The organism is Blautia sp. HCP3S3_C12 (genome assembly GCF_052064155.1).
Classification (GTDB): Bacteria; Bacillota; Clostridia; order Lachnospirales; family Lachnospiraceae; genus Blautia_A.
In genome coordinates, this window is the sequence record NZ_JBQHWC010000011.1 from 22,773 (window position 1) to 43,376 (window position 20,604).

General features: G+C 43.3%; 17 protein-coding genes. 15 read left to right on the forward strand and 2 right to left on the reverse strand.

Going from position 1 to position 20,604, the window contains the following annotated elements:
• Window positions 1-52 precede the first annotated feature (52 nt).
• The 13 genes from putP (at window position 53) to ACTNDS_RS10035 (ending at window position 15,747) form a co-directional block, all read left to right on the forward strand.
• Window positions 53-1,669 carry a sodium/proline symporter PutP gene (gene putP / locus ACTNDS_RS09975; protein ID WP_330600887.1) on the forward strand — a complete coding sequence of 539 codons (1,617 nt, stop codon included), beginning with the start codon at window positions 53-55 and terminating at the stop codon, window positions 1,667-1,669.
• A gap of 165 nt (window positions 1,670-1,834) precedes the next feature.
• Entirely contained in the window at window positions 1,835-2,950 is a 1,116-nt protein-coding gene (gene glf / locus ACTNDS_RS09980; RefSeq protein WP_441035434.1) for a UDP-galactopyranose mutase, read from the forward strand.
• 47 nt (window positions 2,951-2,997) lie between these two features.
• Window positions 2,998-3,597: a DUF6553 family protein gene (locus tag ACTNDS_RS09985; protein ID WP_441035435.1), complete on the forward strand. Its 600-nt coding sequence runs from the start codon at window positions 2,998-3,000 to the stop codon at window positions 3,595-3,597.
• A gap of 50 nt (window positions 3,598-3,647) precedes the next feature.
• A complete protein-coding gene (locus ACTNDS_RS09990) occupies window positions 3,648-6,572 on the forward strand; it encodes an insulinase family protein (protein ID WP_441035437.1) in 2,925 nt (974 codons plus the stop codon).
• 65 nt (window positions 6,573-6,637) lie between these two features.
• Window positions 6,638-7,546, forward strand: coding sequence for a GTPase Era (gene era, locus ACTNDS_RS09995; RefSeq protein WP_019161134.1), 909 nt, complete (start codon window positions 6,638-6,640; stop codon window positions 7,544-7,546).
• Window positions 7,547-7,566: 20 nt separating this feature from the next.
• Window positions 7,567-8,319, forward strand: coding sequence for a DNA repair protein RecO (gene recO / locus ACTNDS_RS10000; protein ID WP_441035439.1), 753 nt, complete (start codon window positions 7,567-7,569; stop codon window positions 8,317-8,319).
• A gap of 73 nt (window positions 8,320-8,392) precedes the next feature.
• Window positions 8,393-9,787 (forward strand): glycine--tRNA ligase, encoded by a 1,395-nt coding sequence (locus tag ACTNDS_RS10005; protein ID WP_118508582.1) that lies wholly within the window; start codon window positions 8,393-8,395, stop codon window positions 9,785-9,787.
• Between the two features lie 250 nt (window positions 9,788-10,037).
• Complete coding sequence (locus tag ACTNDS_RS10010) at window positions 10,038-11,240, forward strand: NRAMP family divalent metal transporter (RefSeq protein ID WP_441035442.1); 1,203 nt, start codon at window positions 10,038-10,040, stop codon at window positions 11,238-11,240.
• A 134-nt stretch (window positions 11,241-11,374) separates the two neighbouring features.
• The gene (gene pxpB / locus ACTNDS_RS10015; protein ID WP_441035443.1) at window positions 11,375-12,100 is read left to right on the forward strand and encodes a 5-oxoprolinase subunit PxpB; all 726 of its coding nucleotides are present in this window, start codon (window positions 11,375-11,377) and stop codon (window positions 12,098-12,100) included.
• 1 nt (window position 12,101) lies between these two features.
• Complete coding sequence (locus ACTNDS_RS10020; protein WP_441035445.1) at window positions 12,102-13,109, forward strand: biotin-dependent carboxyltransferase family protein; 1,008 nt, start codon at window positions 12,102-12,104, stop codon at window positions 13,107-13,109.
• 41 nt (window positions 13,110-13,150) lie between these two features.
• Window positions 13,151-13,585 carry an acetyl-CoA carboxylase biotin carboxyl carrier protein gene (gene accB, locus ACTNDS_RS10025; RefSeq protein ID WP_441035446.1) on the forward strand — a complete coding sequence of 145 codons (435 nt, stop codon included), beginning with the start codon at window positions 13,151-13,153 and terminating at the stop codon, window positions 13,583-13,585.
• Window positions 13,586-13,603: 18 nt separating this feature from the next.
• Window positions 13,604-14,953 carry an acetyl-CoA carboxylase biotin carboxylase subunit gene (gene accC, locus ACTNDS_RS10030; RefSeq protein WP_008707547.1) on the forward strand — a complete coding sequence of 450 codons (1,350 nt, stop codon included), beginning with the start codon at window positions 13,604-13,606 and terminating at the stop codon, window positions 14,951-14,953.
• A 23-nt stretch (window positions 14,954-14,976) separates the two neighbouring features.
• The gene (locus ACTNDS_RS10035; RefSeq protein WP_025577218.1) at window positions 14,977-15,747 is read left to right on the forward strand and encodes a LamB/YcsF family protein; all 771 of its coding nucleotides are present in this window, start codon (window positions 14,977-14,979) and stop codon (window positions 15,745-15,747) included.
• Between the two features lie 106 nt (window positions 15,748-15,853).
• Here the strand turns inward: ACTNDS_RS10035 and ACTNDS_RS10040 are convergent, their stop codons facing one another.
• Window positions 15,854-16,480 carry an AAA family ATPase gene (locus ACTNDS_RS10040; protein ID WP_008707544.1) on the reverse strand — a complete coding sequence of 209 codons (627 nt, stop codon included), beginning with the start codon at window positions 16,478-16,480 and terminating at the stop codon, window positions 15,854-15,856.
• A 150-nt stretch (window positions 16,481-16,630) separates the two neighbouring features.
• Here ACTNDS_RS10040 and ACTNDS_RS10045 point away from each other — a divergent pair, with 150 nt between their 5' ends.
• On the forward strand, window positions 16,631-17,632 hold the full coding sequence (locus tag ACTNDS_RS10045) for a TAXI family TRAP transporter solute-binding subunit (RefSeq protein ID WP_441035448.1): 1,002 nt from the start codon (window positions 16,631-16,633) through the stop codon (window positions 17,630-17,632).
• A gap of 5 nt (window positions 17,633-17,637) precedes the next feature.
• Complete coding sequence (locus ACTNDS_RS10050) at window positions 17,638-19,605, forward strand: TRAP transporter permease (RefSeq protein ID WP_441035450.1); 1,968 nt, start codon at window positions 17,638-17,640, stop codon at window positions 19,603-19,605.
• Window positions 19,606-19,661: 56 nt separating this feature from the next.
• On the opposite strand, the gene rfbD is transcribed toward ACTNDS_RS10050, so the two are convergent.
• Window positions 19,662-20,603 carry a dTDP-4-dehydrorhamnose reductase gene (gene rfbD, locus ACTNDS_RS10055; protein WP_441035452.1) on the reverse strand — a complete coding sequence of 314 codons (942 nt, stop codon included), beginning with the start codon at window positions 20,601-20,603 and terminating at the stop codon, window positions 19,662-19,664.
• Between the last annotated feature and the right edge of the window lies 1 nt (window position 20,604).

Below are 20,604 nucleotides of genomic sequence, written 5' to 3' on the forward strand. Positions count from 1 at the left end.
GTAATGATAAACATAAATAAACAGAATCACTATTGATTTTTGGGGATTTGATATGTTAAAGTGTAGAAATGAAAAACAGGCAGAGACAGAAAAAGTAGAAGATGCCTGCGTAATAAGGAGGAGAAGAGAAGTGAGTGGTAATACTATGATCATATTGTCCGCATTTGTAGTCTATCTGTTGTTTATGATAGTAATCGGTGTGGTTTATATGAAGAAAACAAATAACTCAGAGGATTATTTTCTGGGAGGCAGAGGGCTGAATGCCTGGGTGGCAGCTCTGTCTGCACAGGCATCTGATATGAGCGGATGGCTTCTGATGGGGCTTCCGGGTGCTATCTATTCACTGGGAACCGGACAGATTTGGATCGCAGTGGGACTTTTTATCGGAACTGTACTGAACTGGCTGTGTATATCCAGAAGGCTCCGCAGATATACCATAGCAGCCAATAATTCCATGACGATCCCTGCATTTTTTGAGAATCGTTTTCAGGATAAGAAGCGAATCCTGCTTCTGATCTCATCAATTGTAATTGTGATCTTTTTCCTGGTGTATACGGCATCCGCACTGGCAGCAGGTGGTAAACTGTTTAATACCGTATTTGGAATTGATTATCATATAGCACTGGCAATAGGAGCCGGAGTTATTCTCTGCTATACCTTTATGGGTGGATTTATGGCAGTCTGTGTAACTGATTTTGTACAGGGAACACTGATGCTGATAGGTCTTCTTGTTGTACCGCTGGTTGCTTATTTTATGCTTCCGGGAAATTTGACGGATCTGTTGAACCAGAGCGGGGCACCGGGAGGAGCAGCAGCTTTCCTTAATGCATTTGAGAACGGAGAACGTAATTATACTTTTATTGAGATTTTCTCACAGCTTGCATGGGGACTGGGATATTGTGGAATGCCCCATATTCTTACCCGTTTTATGGCTGTGAAGAGTGAAAAAGAGCTGAAAAAATCCAGTGTGATTGCTATTGTGTGGGATATTCTTTCTCTGTCTGCAGCATGCTTTATCGGTGTGATCGGACGTGCTTACCTGTTACCGGAAGTTCTGGGAACAGAGGGGGCATCTTCCTCTGAAAGTGTGTTTATAGAGATGATCGGGAAACTGTTTTCCAATGACCTTGCACTTCCGTTTATTGGAGGAATTTTCCTCTGTGGTATTTTGGCGGCGATTATGTCCACAGCGGATTCCCAGCTTCTGGTAACTGCATCAGCAGCATCTGAGGATCTGTATCATCAGTTTGTAAAGAAGGATGCAGACTCCAAAGAGATTTTAATGGTTGCCAGAATTACGGTTATTATTGTTTCTGTTCTTGCTTTTGTGATCGCATGGAATCCAAACAGCAGTATTATGGGATTGGTATCAAATGCCTGGGCAGGACTGGGAGCAGCCTTTGGCCCCGTCGTGGTAATGTCTCTGTTCTGGAGACGTACTAATCTGGCAGGAGCTGTGGCAGGAATTGTTTCCGGCGGTCTGACTGTTATTATCTGGGACTACATTCCATTTGTATCCGGACAGACCCTTGGTACCTATACGGGATTATATTCTCTGGCAGTGGGATTTGCAGTAAGTCTGGTAATGATCATTGTCTTCAGTCTTGCAACAAAAGCACCGTCTAAAGAGATCACAGATGTGTTTGATGAAGTGGCTTCTATGAAATAAAGGGCTATCCAATTTTAGAGGAATTTGTTATAATAGCAGTAGCGCGAGAAATTGTGCTGCTGCTTTTTTTACCGAATCAAACTGCGGAGTAGTTATTCGGTTATGAGCAAGTAGCGAAGCGGATGATTTTGTCCGCCTGAATTAAAAAACAAGAAGGTGTATAACATGAAAAAATCTGATTATCTGATCGTAGGAGCGGGACTTTTCGGTGCAGTTTTTGCACATGAAGCTACCAAAAAGGGAAAAACCTGTCTGGTTATTGATAAGAGAGGACATATTGGGGGAAATATTTATACGGAAGAGGTAGAGGGAATTCAGGTGCACAGATATGGAGCACATATCTTCCACACTTCCAGAAAGGATGTATGGGAGTATATCAATCAGTTTGCTGAGTTTAATCATTTTGTAAATTCCCCGATTGCTGTTTATAAAGATGAATTATACAATCTTCCTTTTAACATGAATACATTTCATCAGCTGTGGGGGGTAAAGACTCCTGCACAGGCTAAGGCAAAGATCCAGGAGCAGATAGCCAGAATGCATATTACTCATCCTAAAAACCTGGAAGAGCAGGCACTGGCCCTGGTAGGACAGGATGTATATGAGAAGCTGATAGAGGGATATACACGGAAACAGTGGGGAAGAGAGTGCAAGGATCTGCCATCCTTTATTATTAAGAGACTTCCTCTTAGATATACCTATGACAATAATTATTTTAAGGATCCATATCAGGGTATCCCTAAGGGTGGTTACACCCGCATTATCAAAAAAATGCTTGAAGGTGTGCAGGTATGCCTGAATACTGACTTTTTTGCAAATAAAAAGGAACTGATGGATCAGGCTGAAAAGGTTCTTTTTACAGGTATGATCGATGAATTTTATGATTATTGTTATGGTGAACTGGAATACCGTTCCCTGCGTTTTGAGACAGAAACTCTGGAAATGGGTAATTATCAGGGAAATGCTGTGGTCAATTATACAGATTATGAGGTGCCTTATACAAGAATCATTGAGCATAAGCATTTTGAGTTTGGAACTCAGCCAAAGACAGTAATCACCAGAGAGTATCCCGCTGCCTGGGAAAAAGGCAGGGAGCCTTATTATCCGGTAAATGATCCCAAGAACAGTGAATTATTTGATAAATATGAGCGAAAAGCCCTGGAGGAGAAAAAAGTACTTTTCGGAGGCAGACTGGGTATGTACCGCTATATGGATATGGATCAGGTGATTGAGGAAGCTCTTGCAATGGCAGAAACTGAGCTTGCCTATGAGGAAGAATAAAAAGACTGAAAATAATATATAAGTGAAAACGAAAGGAACAAAGGTTTATGGAAGATACACAGCTGCTTGCCCTTTATTATAAAGAACATGATCCTATGAAAAGAAAAATGTTTTTGGATCAGTCCATTGCAGCAGGAGAGGATACAGAGGGAAATGCCATTAGAAAGGAACTTTGGGATATTCGCTACAGTGCTGTTTCTGAGACTGGAGATGGACGTGCTGACGGATATCTGGGACTGTGGATGTCCCTGGAATACAACAGGGATGCAGGCAGGAGATTCTTTGGCATGAAAAGTGCAAAAAAAGAAATCGGTAAACATCTGGAAAAATTGAAATTCAGAGAATTTCAGCAGGGAGATGCACTTCATCAGGAGCTTTTGTACAAAGAATGCTGCCATATGGTGAAAACATACATGGAATTGTGTGAAAAGGATAAGAATTATAATACCATAATCTGCGGAATTGTTCCCATCGGAGAAAAAGGTGCCAAAAACAAATTGCAGATAGATATTTATGAGACTGCTGTACAGCTTCCTGTAAACCTTGATATGCAGGAAGAACTGGGGATTATTACCAGGGCAGCAAGGGAAGCTTATGAAAAGCATTTTCCGGGTGAAGGCGGACTGGACGCAAAAACAGGTAAATAAAGTTACTGTGAATAGAGGGGACAGTAATAAAAAATAACTTGGAGGCAGAAATGAACAAAGAGAATTTGACAGCATATGAAGTGATAATGGAGGAAAATCTTACAGATATTCATTCCAGGGGATGGCTGCTTCGCCATAAAAAAACCGGTGCAAGAGTTATGCTGATCGAGAATGATGATGAGAATAAAGTATTTAATATCGCATTCCGCACACCGCCTAAGGACAGCACAGGTGTGGCACATATCCTGGAGCACAGTGTGCTCTGCGGATCCAGGGAGTTTCCATTAAAGGATCCTTTTGTGGAACTGGTAAAGGGTTCTCTGAACACATTCCTGAATGCCATGACTTATCCGGATAAAACCTGCTATCCTGTAGCAAGCTGTAATGATCAGGATTTCCAGAATCTGATGCATGTTTATCTGGATGCGGTCTTCTATCCGAATATTTATAAGAGAGAAGAGATTTTCCGTCAGGAAGGCTGGAACTATCATCTGGAACAGCCGGAAGGACCTCTGAAATATAATGGTGTTGTATACAATGAGATGAAGGGGGCATTTTCTTCTCCGGATGAGGTTCTGGAGCGTGAGATCATGAACCACCTTTTTCCTGATACCACTTATGGCTGTGAATCAGGCGGTGATCCGAAAAATATTCCGGATCTTACCTATGAGAACTTCCTGAATTTCCACAAAACCTATTATCATCCGTCCAACAGCTATATTTATCTTTATGGAAATATGGATATGGAGGAGAAGCTTAACTTCCTTGATGAGCATTATCTGTCTCATTTTGAATACCTGGATGTGGATTCTGTGATCCGGGAGCAGAGGGCATTTGACGAATGCAGGGATGTGACGCTGGAGTATCCCATCGCAGAGAATGAGGGAGAAGAGGATAATACCTATCTTTCTTATAATATGATCGCCGGAAATGCCGGGGACAGCCAGATGGCAATGGCATTTGAAGTCCTTGACTATGCTCTTTTAAGTGCACCGGGAGCACCGCTGAAACAGGCGCTTCTGGATGCAAAGCTGGGAAAGGATGTCTATGGCTCTTATGATGACGGAATTCTCCAGCCATATTTTACAGTGATTGCAAAAGGCTCCAATCCTGACAGAAAAGAAGAGTTCGTATCTGTGATCAGACAGGTGCTTGGAGATATTGTTAAGAATGGAATTGATAAAAAAGCAGTGGAAGCGGGAATCAATTACTTTGAATTCCGCTATCGTGAGGCAGACTTCTCCTCCTATCCAAAGGGACTGATGTACAGCCTTGATATTCTGGGAGACTGGCTGTATGAGAGTAAAGCTCCTTTTGCACAGGTGCAGATGCTTAAGGTATTTGAGAACCTGAAAAAAGCAGTAAATGAGGGATATTTTGAAGCACTGATCCGCAGATATCTTCTTGAGAATCCTCATGGCTGTATTCTTACTCTTGTGCCGAAGAAGGGACTGGCAGCTCAGCGTGAGAAAGAGCTGGAAGAGAAACTGGAAGCATACAGAAGCAGTCTTTCTGAAGAAGAATTGAATACAATGGTCGAGAAGACCAAAGCACTGGAAGCATACCAGGAATCTGATGAGGATCCGGAAGCACTGGAATGTATTCCTATGTTAAAGAGAAGTGATATTAAGAAAGAGGCCGGAAATTTTGTAAATGAAGAATTATCTGTAGATGACAGCCTGTTCCTTTATCATGAGGTATGCACAAATGGTATCGGATATGTAGATCTGATGTTTAAGACTGACAGCATTGCACCGGAACAGATTCCTTATCTGGGACTGTTGAAATCTGTGCTTGGATATGTGGATACAAAGGATCACACATATGGAGAACTGTTTAATGAGATCAATGCCAATACAGGTGGCATCAATTGTGGAGTAGAGGTTTTTGACAGAGCTGATTCAACAGAAGAGTTTCAGGCTATGTTCTCTGTAAGGGGTAAGGCGCTCTATACAAAACTGGATTTCCTTTTCAAAATGATCCAGGAAATCCTGAACAGTTCAAAACTGGAAGATACCAAACGTCTCTATGAGATCATTGCGTCTGTGAAATCCCGTGCTCAGGTAAATCTGACCGGTGCAGGACATTCCACTGCTGTGCTGAGAGCAACAGCATATTCTTCACCTATGGCTGCATTCCAGGATGAGATGGCAGGAATCGGATATTATCAGTTTATCGAGAAGCTGGAGAAAGATTTTGATCAGAGAAAAGAAGAAACAGTAGAAGAACTTCGCAGACTGATGAAGGAGATCCTTCGTCCTGAGAACTTTATGATCAGCTATACAGGAGAGAAGGAATCACTGGAAACTGTTAAGAAACTGGCACTTTCTGTAAAAGAGGGACTTTGCACAGAACCTGTGGAGAGATCACAGGACAAACTGACCTGTACAAAGAAGAATGAAGGCTTTAAGACCTCAGGACAGGTCCAGTATGTGGCCCAGACCGGTAACTTTAAGAAAAAAGGTCTGGAATATACAGGTGCACTGGAAATTCTGAAAGTTATTTTAAGTTATGATTATCTGTGGATCAATCTGCGTGTAAAAGGCGGCGCATATGGCTGTATGAGCGGATTTAAGAGAAATGGAGAAAGCTATCTGGTGTCCTATCGTGATCCTCATCTGAAACGTACGCTGGATGTATATAAGGGAATTCCGGAGTATATCCGAGGCTTCCAGGCGGATGAAAGAGAGATGACAAAATATATCATCGGTACTATCAGTGGCAAGGATGTGCCAAAAACACCTCAGATGAAGGGCTCTGTTTCAAAGACAGCCTATTTCTGCGGTGTGACAGAAGAGATGATCCAGAAAGAGAGAGATCAGATCCTGAATGCATCTGTGGAGGATATCCATGGGCTGGCTGAGATCATTGAGGCAGTTCTGGCAGCAGACCAGATCTGCGTTGTAGGAAGTGAGAGCAAGGTATCTGAGGCTTCTGATGTGCTGATGGAAGTGAAATCACTGATCAACTGCTGAGAGTAAACATGATATTATGTTGCAGATATAGATGAAAAGTAATAATTTATAAGGAAAAGAACAAAATGAACGAAAATTTTAAATCCGGATTTGTAGCGATCATCGGTCGTCCAAATGTAGGAAAGTCTACTCTGATGAACCATCTGATCGGTCAGAAGATCGCCATTACATCCAAGAAACCACAGACAACCAGAAACCGTATCCAGACAGTCTATACCTGTGATGAGGGACAGATCGTATTCCTTGATACTCCGGGTATCCATAAAGCAAAAAACAAGCTGGGAGAATATATGGTCCAGGTGGCAGAACGAACACTGAAGGAAGTGGATGCCATTATGTGGCTGGTGGAGCCAAGTACCTTTATCGGAGCAGGGGAGAGACATATAGCAGAACAGCTTCAGGGAATCGGAGTGCCTGTGATCCTGATCATCAATAAGATCGATACTGTATCTAAAGAGGAAATACTTCCTGCTATTGATACCTACCGTAAGGTATGCGATTTTGCAGAAATCATTCCATGTTCCGCACTGCGGGGACAGAATACCCAGGATATTATTGGCTGTATCCTGAAATATCTTCCATATGGACCAATGTTTTATGATGAGGATACGGTCACAGATCAGCCTCAGCGCCAGATCGTGGCTGAAGTCATCCGAGAGAAGGCTCTTCATGCTCTGGATGCAGAGATCCCCCATGGGATCGCAGTTGCCATTGATCAGATGAAAACACGTCCCGGAAAAAATCCAATCGTGGATATTGATGCGACTATTATCTGTGAGAGAGAGTCTCATAAGGGAATCATCATCGGCAAACAGGGGGCCATGCTGAAAAAAATCGGAAGCAATGCAAGATATGAGATTGAGCGAATGCTGGAATCAAAGGTTAATCTGAAGCTTTGGGTAAAGGTAAAAAAGGACTGGAGGGACAGCGATTTCCTTATCAAGAACTTCGGATATGACAAAAAAGAAATCTGAGAATATGTAAGGATAAATCAATGAGTGATCTGATAACTGTGCAGGGAGTGGTACTTTCAGCCATGCCTGTGGGAGAATATGATAAGCGGATTGTTCTTCTCACAAGAGAGAGAGGAAAAATTTCTGCTTTTGCAAAAGGTGCACGCCGCCCGAACAGCCCTTTTCTGGCAGCTACAACGCCCTTTGTTTTTGGTATTTTTACTCTTTATGAGGGCAGGACAAGCTACAATCTGAATCAGGTATCTATCACTCATCATTTTGCAGAACTGGCAGAAAAACAGCCGGGTATCTATTATGGTTTCTATTTTCTGGAGCTGGCAGACTATTTTGGACAGGAAGGAACCGATGAGAAGGATGCCATGAATCTGCTGTATGTGACGGTGAAAGCTCTTTTGAATCCACATATTGAGGACCGGCTGATTCGCTGTATTTTTGAATTGAGGATGATGGTTATTCAGGGAATTGGTCCCTCTCTTTTTAACTGTACAGGCTGTGGAAAACAGCCTGGAGAAGAAGAGAAACTTTTCTTTTCTCAGGAGGCACATGGGATATTGTGCAAGGAATGTCTGAGAAAGGTGAAAGATGGGGGAAGAATCTCTCAGTCAGCCCTTTATGTCATGCGGTATGCTGCAGTGGCAGACCTGGGAAAACTCTACACCTTCACTGTGAAGGAGGAAGTACTGGCGGAATTAGAGCGTTTCATACATAAATATATAGCGAAAAATACAGATAAAAAGTTCAAAAGCCTTGAAATTCTGGAAATAATGAGTTGAGAAACCTTGCAAAAGAAAAGAGATACAGCTATAATAGCGTTAGTCATATAAATAAAAGACGAGGAGAATAGTCATGGAAAAAACAATGGACAAAATCATTGCTCTGGCAAAAGCAAGAGGATTTGTTTACCCGGGTTCCGAAATTTATGGTGGTCTTGCAAATACATGGGACTATGGTAATCTGGGCGTAGAGTTAAAAAATAATGTAAAGCGTGCATGGTGGCAGAAATTTATTCAGGAATCCCCATACAATGTAGGTGTTGACTGTGCAATCCTGATGAACCCACAGACATGGGTGGCTTCCGGACATCTGGGAAGCTTCTCTGACCCGCTGATGGACTGTAAGGAATGTCATGAGCGTTTCCGCGCAGATAAGATCATTGAGGACTTCAGCCAGGAGAATGGTATTGAACTTGAGAGCTCTGTAGACGGATGGTCTCAGGAAGAGATGATGAACTTTATCAAAGACCACAATGTACCATGCCCTACATGCGGCAAACATAACTTTACAGATATCCGTCAGTTTAACCTGATGTTCAAGACATTCCAGGGTGTTACAGAGGATGCCAAGAATACAGTATACTTAAGACCTGAGACAGCACAGGGTATTTTCGTAAACTTCAAAAATGTTCAGAGAACATCCCGTAAGAAAATTCCGTTTGGTATCGGTCAGATCGGTAAATCTTTCCGTAACGAGATCACACCGGGTAACTTTACATTCCGTACACGTGAGTTCGAGCAGATGGAGCTTGAATTCTTCTGTGAGCCGGATACAGACCTTGAGTGGTTTGCATACTGGAAGAGCTTCTGCCTGAACTGGTTACATTCTCTTGGATTGAAAGATGAAGAAGTTCGTTACCGTGACCATGATGCTGAAGAGTTAAGCTTCTACAGCAAGGCTACTACAGACGTTGAGTTCCTGTTCCCATTTGGATGGGGCGAGCTGTGGGGAATCGCTGACAGAACTGATTATGATCTGACACAGCATCAGAATGTATCCGGACAGGATCTGACATACTTTGATGATGAGAAAAAACAGAAATATATCCCATATGTAATCGAGCCGTCACTGGGTGCTGACCGTGTGGTACTTGCATTCCTGTGCAGCGCATATGATGAGGAAGTTCTGGATGCAGAGAAGAATGACGTTCGTACTGTCCTTCATTTCCATCCGGCACTTGCACCTGTTAAAATCGGTGTGCTTCCTCTTTCCAAGAAGCTTAATGAGGGCGCAGAGAAGATTTATCAGCAGTTAAGCAAAAAATATAACTGTGAATATGATGACCGTGGAAATATCGGTAAACGTTACAGAAGACAGGATGAGATCGGTACTCCGTTCTGTGTAACTTATGACTTTGAGTCCGAAAATGACGGAGCAGTTACAATTCGCGACCGTGATACTATGGAGCAGGTTCGTGTGAAGATCGATGAACTGGATGCATATTTTGCGGATAAATTTACATTTTAACTGAATAAACTGCAAAGCAGTTATTCGGTTATATGAGCAAACAACAAAGAGGATGATTATATCCGCCTGACTGAAAAAACAGCAAAGGAGCTGTATCGGATGGGAATCCGGGTACTCTTTTGCTGTTTTTTATTACAAAATACAGATTATAAAAATTCGACATCAAAAGTTATCAAAATAATTTTTACTTGTGTAAATATTCATTTTTTAGTATAATGTGCGATAATAACATGAAAAGGAGGCAATAAAAATGAGCGAAAAGAAAAAGAGTGGCGGAGCCTTACTTGGCGCAGCGTTTCTGATGGCCACATCTGCAATCGGACCAGGATTCCTGACACAGACAGCAACCTTTACCGGACAGTATCAGGAAAGTTTTGGATTTGTTATCCTGGTTTCCGTAATCCTTGCAGCCATTGCACAGCTGAATATCTGGCGTGTGCTTTGTGTGACCGGACTTCGTGGACAGGATGTTTCCAATAAGGTACTTCCTGGACTGGGATATCTGGTATCTATACTGATTGTATTCGGTGGTCTGGTATTTAATATCGGAAACGTAGGTGGCGGAGCACTTGGTTTTAACACATTGTTTGGAATACCTACCAAAGTTGGTTACATACTGGCAGGTCTTTTGGCAATCCTGGTGTTTGTGCTGAAAAATGCTAAAAGTGCCATGGATACTATTACCAAGGTACTGGGTGCCATTATGATTATCGTAATCTTTGTTGTGATCATTGTGGTAAAACCACCGGTAGGAAGTGCATTGAAGAATACATTTGTACCAGAAGCCGGTGCCACAAATCTGATTCCTGCAATCCTTACACTTCTGGGAGGCACTGTTGGAGGATATATCACTTTCTCAGGTGCACACCGTCTGATCGATGCAGGAATTACAGGCGAGAAGAACCTGAAAGAGATCAATAAGAGTTCTGTTATGGGTATGATCATTGCCACTATTGTACGTATTTTCCTGTTCCTGGCTGTTCTGGGTGTTGTTGTCAAGGGTGTAACACTGGATGCTGCAAATCCTGCAGCAGATGCCTTTAAGCAGGGGGCTGGTGAAATCGGATACCGGTTTGCAGGTCTGGTTCTTCTGTGCGCAGCCATCACATCCATCATTGGTGCGGCTTATACTTCTGTTTCCTTCCTTAAGACTTTCAGTAAGTCTATTGAAGAAAATGAAAATAAAGTGATCATCGGATTTATCGTTATTTCCACAGCAATCATGTTTATTCTTGGCAATCCGGCAGTGCTTCTTGTGCTTGCAGGTGCTGTGAATGGTCTGATCCTTCCGATCACACTGGCGATCTGCCTGATTGCTGCACATAAGAAATCCATTATGGGAGAGAATTATCATCACCCGGTAGTGCTTACCATTCTTGGAGTGATCGTGGTAATTCTTACAGCATACCTCGGTGTGACTACATTTGTATCTAAGATCGGTACATTGTTATAATTGAGGAAAATGTATCCGGTTTTCTGACTGGAGAGTATATCAAAAAGGTGTGATCGTCCAGGTTACACCTTTTTGGTTCATTAACAGCTATAAAAACACATGGCAAAAAAAGATTAAGAAAAGAGGAGCAGATTATGCCGGACATTAGAATTTTAACAGAAGGTGATTCTTCTGTTCTGATTGAATTTGGCAAAGAGATCAGTCCGGAGATCAACCGGAAGATCACTGCCACTGTACAGTTTATGAAAGAACAGCATATAGAGGGAGTTGTAGATATGATCCCTGCGTTCTGTTCTCTATTGGTTAATTATGACCCGCGTGTGATTTCCTACGATGACCTGAAAAAAAGACTGGAAATTCTGTTAAAGATGGAAGTTGCAGCAGGAAAAGAACGCAAAAAGATTTATGAGATCCCTGTATGTTATGGAGGAGAGTACGGACCGGATATTGAGAATATTGCAGAACATGCCGGACTTTCCGTAGAAGAAGTGATAAAGATTCATTCTTCCAGAGATTACCTGATCTATATGCTTGGTTTCCTGCCGGGATTCTGTTATCTTGGAGGACTGGATGAAAGGATCCATACACCACGCCTTGCAAATCCGAGAATTAAGATCAATGCAGGAAGTGTAGGAATAGGCGGTTCTCAGACCGGGATTTATCCCCTGGATTCTCCGGGAGGATGGCAGCTGATGGGAATGACACCTGTAAAAACCTATGATCCGGACCGCAACATCCCGATTCTGGTAGAGGCAGGAGATTATATCCGTTTTGTACCGATCGATGAAGAGGAGTACAAACGGATCAGAGAATTAGTAGAACGTGGCGAATACCAGTGCACCGTTCATGAGGAGGCATAAAATGGGAATTCGTATATTAAAAGGCGGAATGATGACAACGGTTCAGGATCTGGGACGTTATGGATATCAGAGTCAGGGATTCAGTGTAGCAGGAGTCATGGATGTCCGTTCATTCAAAATAGCCAATCTTCTTCTGGATAATCCGGAGAATGAGGCAGTATTGGAGATAACGCTGATAGGCCCAACCCTTGAATTTACATCAGCTACTATCATTGCAATCACAGGCGGAGATTTCCAGCCAACCATTAATGGAGAGCCGGCTCCCATGTATACAGCCCTGTATATAAATAAGGGAGATGTACTGAAATTTGGAAGCGCCAGAACGGGAAGCAGAGGTTATATTGCTTTTTCCAGTTATCTGGATATTCCGGTAGTGATGGGAAGTCGATGCACCAATTTAAAGAGTGGTCTGGGCGGATTTAAGGGAAGAAAACTGGAAGCGGACGATTATATCGGATTTCGTATTAAGAGACGTTATCTGCCGTTTTTCCTTTCCCGAAAGCTTGATATGGATGAGTTTGATCAGACAGAAGCAACACTGCGGGTAGTAATGGGACCGCAGGATGGTATGTTCAGCAAACAGGGCATCCAGACTTTCCTGGGCAGTGAGTATACAGTGACAAATGAATTTGACCGTATGGGCTGCAGGCTGGAGGGACCGTTTATTGCTCCTAAGGAGACTTCGGATATTATCTCCGACGGAATCGCATTTGGGGCTATACAGGTACCTTCCCATGGTAAACCTATCATTCTGCTGGCTGACCGTCAGACAACGGGCGGTTATGGGAAAATTGCCACAGTGGCATCTGTGGATATTCCCAAGCTGGTACAGAGAAAAACAGATGATAAGATACATTTCAAAGCAATTACCGTACAGGAGGCTCAGGCTCTTTATGTTGAGGAAATGAAAGAACTTGACGGACTGAGAAAGATCATTCATCAGCCATGTAAAGAGGTTCTGGATTGCCGTCTGGTGGCAAAGAGACTGCGCAAGCTGTTTGAAGAATAACCGTAAAAATAATATAAAATAGACAGAAAGGATAATGTTCGATGGATTTAGAGAAGATTGAAGGACTGGTAAAGATTATTGAGGATTCATCCCTTAATGAATTCACATATAAGGACAAGGATGTAAAGATTACAATGAGCAAGCTGGATCATCCTCCTGTAGTTGCAGCGGGAGTTCCTGTGGCTGCATCTGCACCTGTGAATACAATTGTGGAAAAAGCAGAGGAAGAAGAGGAAAGTCTGTTTATCACTTCTCCTATCGTAGGAACCTTCTATTCTGCAGCTGCTCCGGATGTACCTGCTTTTGTAAAGGTGGGAGATCAGGTAAAAGCAGGACAGACAGTGTGTATTCTGGAAGCTATGAAGCTTATGAATGAGATCCAGAGTGACTATGACTGTGAGATTGAAGCAGTTCTGGTAAGTAATGAACAGAAAGTAGAATATGGACAGCCTCTGTTCCGTGTTAAGAGACTGTAGGATAAGGAGGCTTTCATATTGTTTAATAAAATTTTGATCGCCAACCGTGGGGAGATTGCAGTTCGGATCATACGTGCCTGCAGGAATCTGGGGATCCGAAGTGTAGCTGTTTATTCAAAAGAAGATGCTAAGAGCCTTCATGTACAGCTGGCAGACCAGCGTATCTGTATTGGAGAAGGTCCTGCCAGAAACAGCTACCTGAACATGGACCGGATCATTGCTGCAGCAGAAAATATGGGAGCAGATGCTATCCATCCCGGTTTTGGCTTTCTTTCAGAAAACAGTGAGTTTGTCCGCAAATGCAAAGAAAACGGAATTACCTTTATCGGACCGGATGCGGATGTGATCGATAAGATGGGAAATAAATCCCATGCCCGTAAAACCATGATGGATGCCGGTGTACCGGTTGTACCGGGAACAAAGGAACCTGTATACGATGCAGAAACAGGTAAAAAACTGGCTGAAGAGATTGGATATCCGGTTATGATCAAGGCTTCCTCAGGCGGTGGTGGCAAGGGAATGCGTGTGGCTGCCAATGAGGATGAATTTGAATTTCAGTTTAATATGGCACAGAGAGAATCAGCCAATGCTTTTGGGGATGATACCATGTACATTGAACGTTTTGTAGAAAATCCCCGCCATGTGGAGATCCAGATTATGGCAGACAGTCATGGAAATGTGGTGGCACTGGGAGAACGTGACTGTTCGGTACAGAGAAATCATCAGAAGCTGATTGAGGAATCCCCTTCCCCTGCCATTGATGAAGAAACTCGCAGGAAAATGAATGAATATGCAGTTCTTGCTGCGAAAACAGTAGGTTATACCAATGCAGGAACGATTGAATTTATCGTAGACCCCAAAGGCAACTTCTATTTCATGGAAATGAATACCAGAATCCAGGTGGAGCATGGAGTAACAGAGATGGTTACAGGCACAGATCTGATCATTGAGCAGATTCGTGTGGCTATGGGAGAGGAGTTAAGCTTTAAACAGGAAGATATCCGGATTAAAGGACATGCTATTGAATGCCGTATCAACGCAGAGATTCCTGAGAAAAATTTCATGCCAAGTCCCGGAGTAGTACAGCATATGCATCTTCCGGCAGGCAACGGAGTCCGGGTGGATACTGCCCTTTATACAGGCTACAAGATTCCGTCAGAGTATGATTCCATGATTGCGAAGGTAATCGTTCATGCACCTGATAGAGAGGCTGCCCTGCAGAAAATGCGCTCTGCGCTGGATGAGATGGTGGTCATGGGTGTGGAGACAAACCTTGATTTCCAGTATCAGATTATGAAGAATCAGGTATTCTGCGACGGAAAGGCAGATACGGGATTTATAGAAAATGTGCTGAAAATCAAAGGATGATAAATAAAAAAGAGGTAAGATGAATGTATACAGTAGATTTAAACAGTGACCTGGGAGAGAGCTTTGGAAACTATAAAATCGGTAATGATGATAAGGTCATTCCGCTGATCTCCTCTGCAAATGTAGCCTGCGGTTATCATGCTTCAGATCCGGTAGTTATGGGAAATACGCTGGCAATGGCAAAGGAAGCGGGAATTCGTATAGGAGCACATCCGGGTTTTCCTGATCTGATGGGCTTCGGAAGAAGAAATCTGAGTGTTTCCCCTGCAGAGGCAAAAGCATATGTGCTTTATCAGCTGGGTGCACTGGATGCATTCTGCAGAGTAACCGGTGTAAAAATGCAGCATGTAAAGCCTCATGGAGCCTTATATAATATGGCTGCAGAGGACTATGCCCTTTCTACTGCGATCTGTGAGGCAATCAAAGAATTTGACAGCAGTCTGATCGTACTTGCTCTTTCCGGCGGACAGCTGGCAAAGGCTGCTCAGGATATGGGCCTGCGTACAGCTATGGAGGTTTTTGCAGACCGCGCCTATGAAGAAGATGGTACTCTGGTAAACAGACGTAAGGAAGGCGCTGTGATCACTGATGAAAATGAGGCTATTGTCAGGGTGATCCGTATGGTCAAAGAGAAAAAGATTACTGCAATTACAGGAAAAGATATTGATATTCAGGCAGATTCTGTCTGCGTTCATGGAGACGGAGCCAAGGCTCTGGCGTTTGTGGAAAAAATCAGAGAGGCTTTTGCAAAAGAAGGAATCCAGATCCGTTCTCTGGATGAGTTTGTAAAATAAAAGAAATTTAGAAACAACTATTAAAAGGACTGAAGTAAAGAGGCTGTGGCACAGATTTTCTGATTGCCACAGCCTTATTGCTGTTTTACAGCTGGCAGCGGTCCTTCTACTGATGCTTCAGATTCAACCCCTGCTGTTTTGCAAGTGAAGTGATAATCTCAATGCAGTTATCGTATCCAAGGGTTCCGGTATCCAGACACAGGTCATAATCGTGATAAGTGCCAAGTTCATGTTTTGTATAGGTTTTGAAATAGGTTTCACGCAGGTTGTCCATTTTTGTGAGATATTTTCTGGGATCTTCCTTTCCGTTTAAGCCTAATTTCTGAATATGTTCTGTGCGGAGATTCACATCTGCATGAAGGAAAATATCCAGACTAGGAATACCGGCATTTCGCAGAATAAGATTGGAACAGCGGCCGATAATAATACAGTCCTGTTCTGCTGCGAACTGAAGGATCAGCTCTTTCTGAGCCTGGTAAATAGCATCATGGGAACTGAAATAGCCTGCAGAGTTATTCAGAATGTTGTCCAGAAGTCTGGCGCTGCGGCTCAGATTTTCACCCTCACGATCAATATCCTCCTGGGAATATCCGCTTCTGGCAGCAGCCTGTTTTGCGAAATCCCGATCGTAATATGGGATACCAAGCCTTTCTGAAACTACTCTTGCAATACTGTGTCCCCCGGCACCAAACTCCCGGCTGATTGTGATGACAGGGTATTTTCTTTCGGACATAATAGATACCTCCATTGGGTTGTTATTTATTTTGTTATCCATGTTTTTCCTTTATTGTAACGTTTTTTGTAAGATTATTCAATAAAGATTATCATTTTTGAAAAAATATGTTATAATTCAAAATATTATGTACCTGAAGGAGATGGATTTATGAGAAACAAAGAGCTTTTCAGAGGCAGGAGAAAAACTGGCAGGCTTGTTGGCCTTGTTTTGACTCTTGCGCTTGCAGTCAGCCTTCTGAGTGGCTGCGGACAAAGTAAAGAACGTCTGACGTTCGGTACCGGCGGTACGGCGGGAACGTATTATTCCTACGGTGGTGTGCTGGCCCAGTATATTACCAATAATACAAATGTAAAGGTTACAGCGGTTTCTACAGGTGGTTCCAAAGCGAACCTGCAGTCAGTACAGGACGGAGATTTTCAGCTTGGATTTGTCCAGTCAGATGTAATGGCCTATGCATGGGACGGTGTAAGAGCATTTGAACAGGACGGTGCAACCCATGATTTCAGGACTCTGGGCGGCCTGTATGCAGAGACTGTCCAGCTGTTTACCATGGATCCTGACATTAAGACAGTGGAAGATCTGAAGGGCAAGAGCGTATCTATCGGTGCGGCAAACTCCGGTGTATATTTCAATGCTCTGGATGTTTTAAATGCAGGCGGCATTACCCTGGATGATATCCATCCCCAGTATCTGTCTTTTGAGGACAGCAAGGAATCTTTGAAGGATGGGAAAATTGATGCTGCGTTTATTGTTGCAGGTGCACCTACAACAGCTATCACAGAGCTTGCAACTACCAATGGTGTCTATATGATCAATATTAATGGCGCGATCAGGGATTCAATTTTGAGTGACTGTCCATATTATACATCCTACCAGATTCCGGCAGGAACCTATCCGGGACAGGATGAGCCTGTAGAAACCATCACAGTCAAGGCGACGATCGTAGTGTCCGAATCTCTGGATGAGGATACAGTTTATGATATGACTGCGGCAATTTTTGACCATGCAGATGAGATTTCTGCTGAGAATGCAAAAGGAGCGGAGCTTTCTCTGGAAAATGCTACTTCCGGTATGACCATTCCTTTCCATAAGGGTGCGGCGCGTTATTATGCAGAGCATGGAATTACAGTGGATACGAAAGGGGAATAGTCAGGATGAAAGACAATAAGATAAAAAAAGCAAACACATCACCGGAAGGGCAGGCTGGTTCTGAGAACATGAGCACAGCAGATGTAGATGCAGTAATGAAGAAATATGACCGCGAATCAAACGTTCGTGTGTGGACTGGTAAATATAAGCTGGCTGTACGTGGCCTGCTGGTTGCCTTTTCTCTGTGGTGTATCTATGTTACCTTATTTGCCACATTCCTGGAGGAAATCCGACTGACTTCTTTTCTGGGGCTGATCATTCTTATCGGATTTCTTACCTATCCGGCGAAAAAAGGAGATATCAGAGAAAACTACATGCCGATTGGCGACATTATTTTTATGATCGCAGGCACAGGAGCTTTTCTGTATTTTACTTTTTCTGCAAATCAGATCATCAATCAGGGTACCAGATTTGCCCCTTATCAGATTGTGATCGGTATTATCGGTATTGCTGCACTGATCGAGCTTACCAGACGATGCGTGGGCCTGCCGATCCTGTTTGTGGCAGGTTTTTTTCTGATTTATGCACTGGCTGTAGGGCTTACCAATCCGGCATTTTTGGGAAGAGTGAAATTCCTGGTGCGGAATCTTTTCTACACAAAAGAGGGTATTTTCTCCACACCTGTAAATGTATGCTCTAAATATATTGTGGTATTTATTATTTTCGGTGCGTTTCTGGAGAGAACAGGAATCTCCAACTTCTTTATTCAGCTGGCTAACTGCATTGCAGGAAAATATGCAGGTGGACCGGCAAAGGTAGCGGTTATCAGTTCTGCACTCTGTGGAATGGTATCCGGTTCCTCTGTAGGTAACACAGTAACAACTGGTTCTGTTACAATCCCGATGATGAAGGACACAGGCTACAAACCGGAATTTGCCGGAGCAGTAGAAGCTGCTTCTTCCACAGGTGGACAGATCATGCCTCCGATCATGGGAGCTGCCGCATTCCTTATGGCAGATTTTGTGGGTGTACCGTACTCCAACATTATTGTCAGGGCGATTCTGCCGGCATTGTTGTACTTTACAGGAATCTTTATTTCTGTACATCTGGAAGCAAAGAAATTAGGACTTTCCGGAATTCCGAAGGAAAAACTTCCGGTATTTAAGCTTCTGATCCGTAAAATCTATCTGTTATTACCTCTGGTCATGCTGGTAATCTGGGTGTCCGGAAACTATATGACCATGCAGAAGGCTGCCAGCTATGCAATCGTTCTTTCTGTTATCGTAAGTCTTTTTGACAAAGAAAACAGAATCAGTGTTACCAAATGTATTGATGCGCTGGAAGCAGGAGGAAGAGGTGTTATCTCCGTAGCAGTAGCCTGCGGTGTTGCAGGAATCATTTCCGGTTCCATCACCATGACAGGACTTGCCAATGACCTGATCAACGGAATCATCAGTGTTGCAAACGGAAAACTGATCATTGCACTGCTTCTGACTATGCTGTGCTGTATCGTACTTGGTATGGGTGTACCTACCACTGCCAATTACTGTATCATGGCAGCAACCTGTGCTCCGATTCTGGTACGTATGGGAGTACCTACACTGGCAGCTCATTTCTTTGTATTTTACTTTGGTATTGTTGCAGATATCACACCGCCGGTAGCGCTGGCTGCCTACGCGGGTTCAGCCATAGCGAAGGCCAATCCGATGAAGACTGCATTTACAGCCTCCAAGCTGGCTATCGCAGTATTCATCGTACCTTATGTATTCTGCTTCAATCCGGCAATGCTGCTGATCGATACCACACCGCTTAAGGTTGTTCAGATCTTTATCACCTCGCTGATCGGTGTGTTTGGACTGTCATCCTCACTGGAAGGCTTCCTGTCAGTGAAAATGTCTGTGCCGGTTCGTGTCTTAATGGCCGCAGGCGGACTGATGCTGATTGATCCGTCACTGATGACTGATGTTGTGGGAATACTTCTGATTGTGGGATGCTGCGTATGGCAGACAGCGCAGAAGAAGAAAACTGTATAGAGAAGAATAGAAAATCCGGCAAAACACCAGGCTTTTGAGTGTTTTGCCGGATTTTTTCAGAAATCCAGTTCTTTCAGATAACGTCCAAGCGCATCCTGCCAGGTTGGAAGTGGAGTGAATCCATTGGCTGTCAGTTTGCTCTTATCCAGACGGCTGTTGAATGGTCTGGCTGCTTTGGAAGCACCATATTCAGCAGTTGTGACAGAATTTACAGTCATGTTCTCCGGGAGATATTCCGGATGTCCCATGGCTGCAGCCTGGCGGAAGATTTCTTTTGTGAAATCATACCAGCTAATATATCCGCCCTCGTTGGTTGCGTGGTAATAGCCGTATTTCTCTGTTTCGATCATATCTACCAGTAGTCTTGCCAGATCATAAGTATAAGTAGGTGTGCCGATCTGATCATTTACAACTGATAGTGTGTCGTGAGTTTTTCCAAGGTTGATCATGGTCTTGATAAAGTTCTTACCGTTTTTGCCAAATACCCATGCAATACGGACGATAAAGAATTTATCAACAGTACCGGATACGGCGAGTTCACCGTCCAGCTTCGTCTGTCCATAGACATTTAATGGCTTGTAATCTTTGCAGTCTGGTTCCCATGGTGTGGTTCCCTGACCGTCGAAAACATAGTCGGTAGAAAGATACAGCATCTTGATGTTGAGCTCTTTGCAGACATCAGCGATATTCTGGGTTCCGGTTACGTTTACCAGACGAACTTTTGGCTGATTTTCTTCATCTTCAGCAGCATCTACAGCTGTCCATGCGGCACAGTGGATCACTGCGTCAACTTTTGCTTCTTTGATTACTTTTTCTACAGAAGTTTTGTCTGTGATATCCATCTGGACATAAGGCATGGTTGTGACAGCAGTGCCGTCTGCGATTCCGCTGTAGGAGGGAGCAATGTCACTTCCTACACCTTCATAACCGCGTTTTGCAAGTTCGTTCATAACATCATGTCCAAGCTGACCGCCTACACCTGTTACAAAAACTCTCATA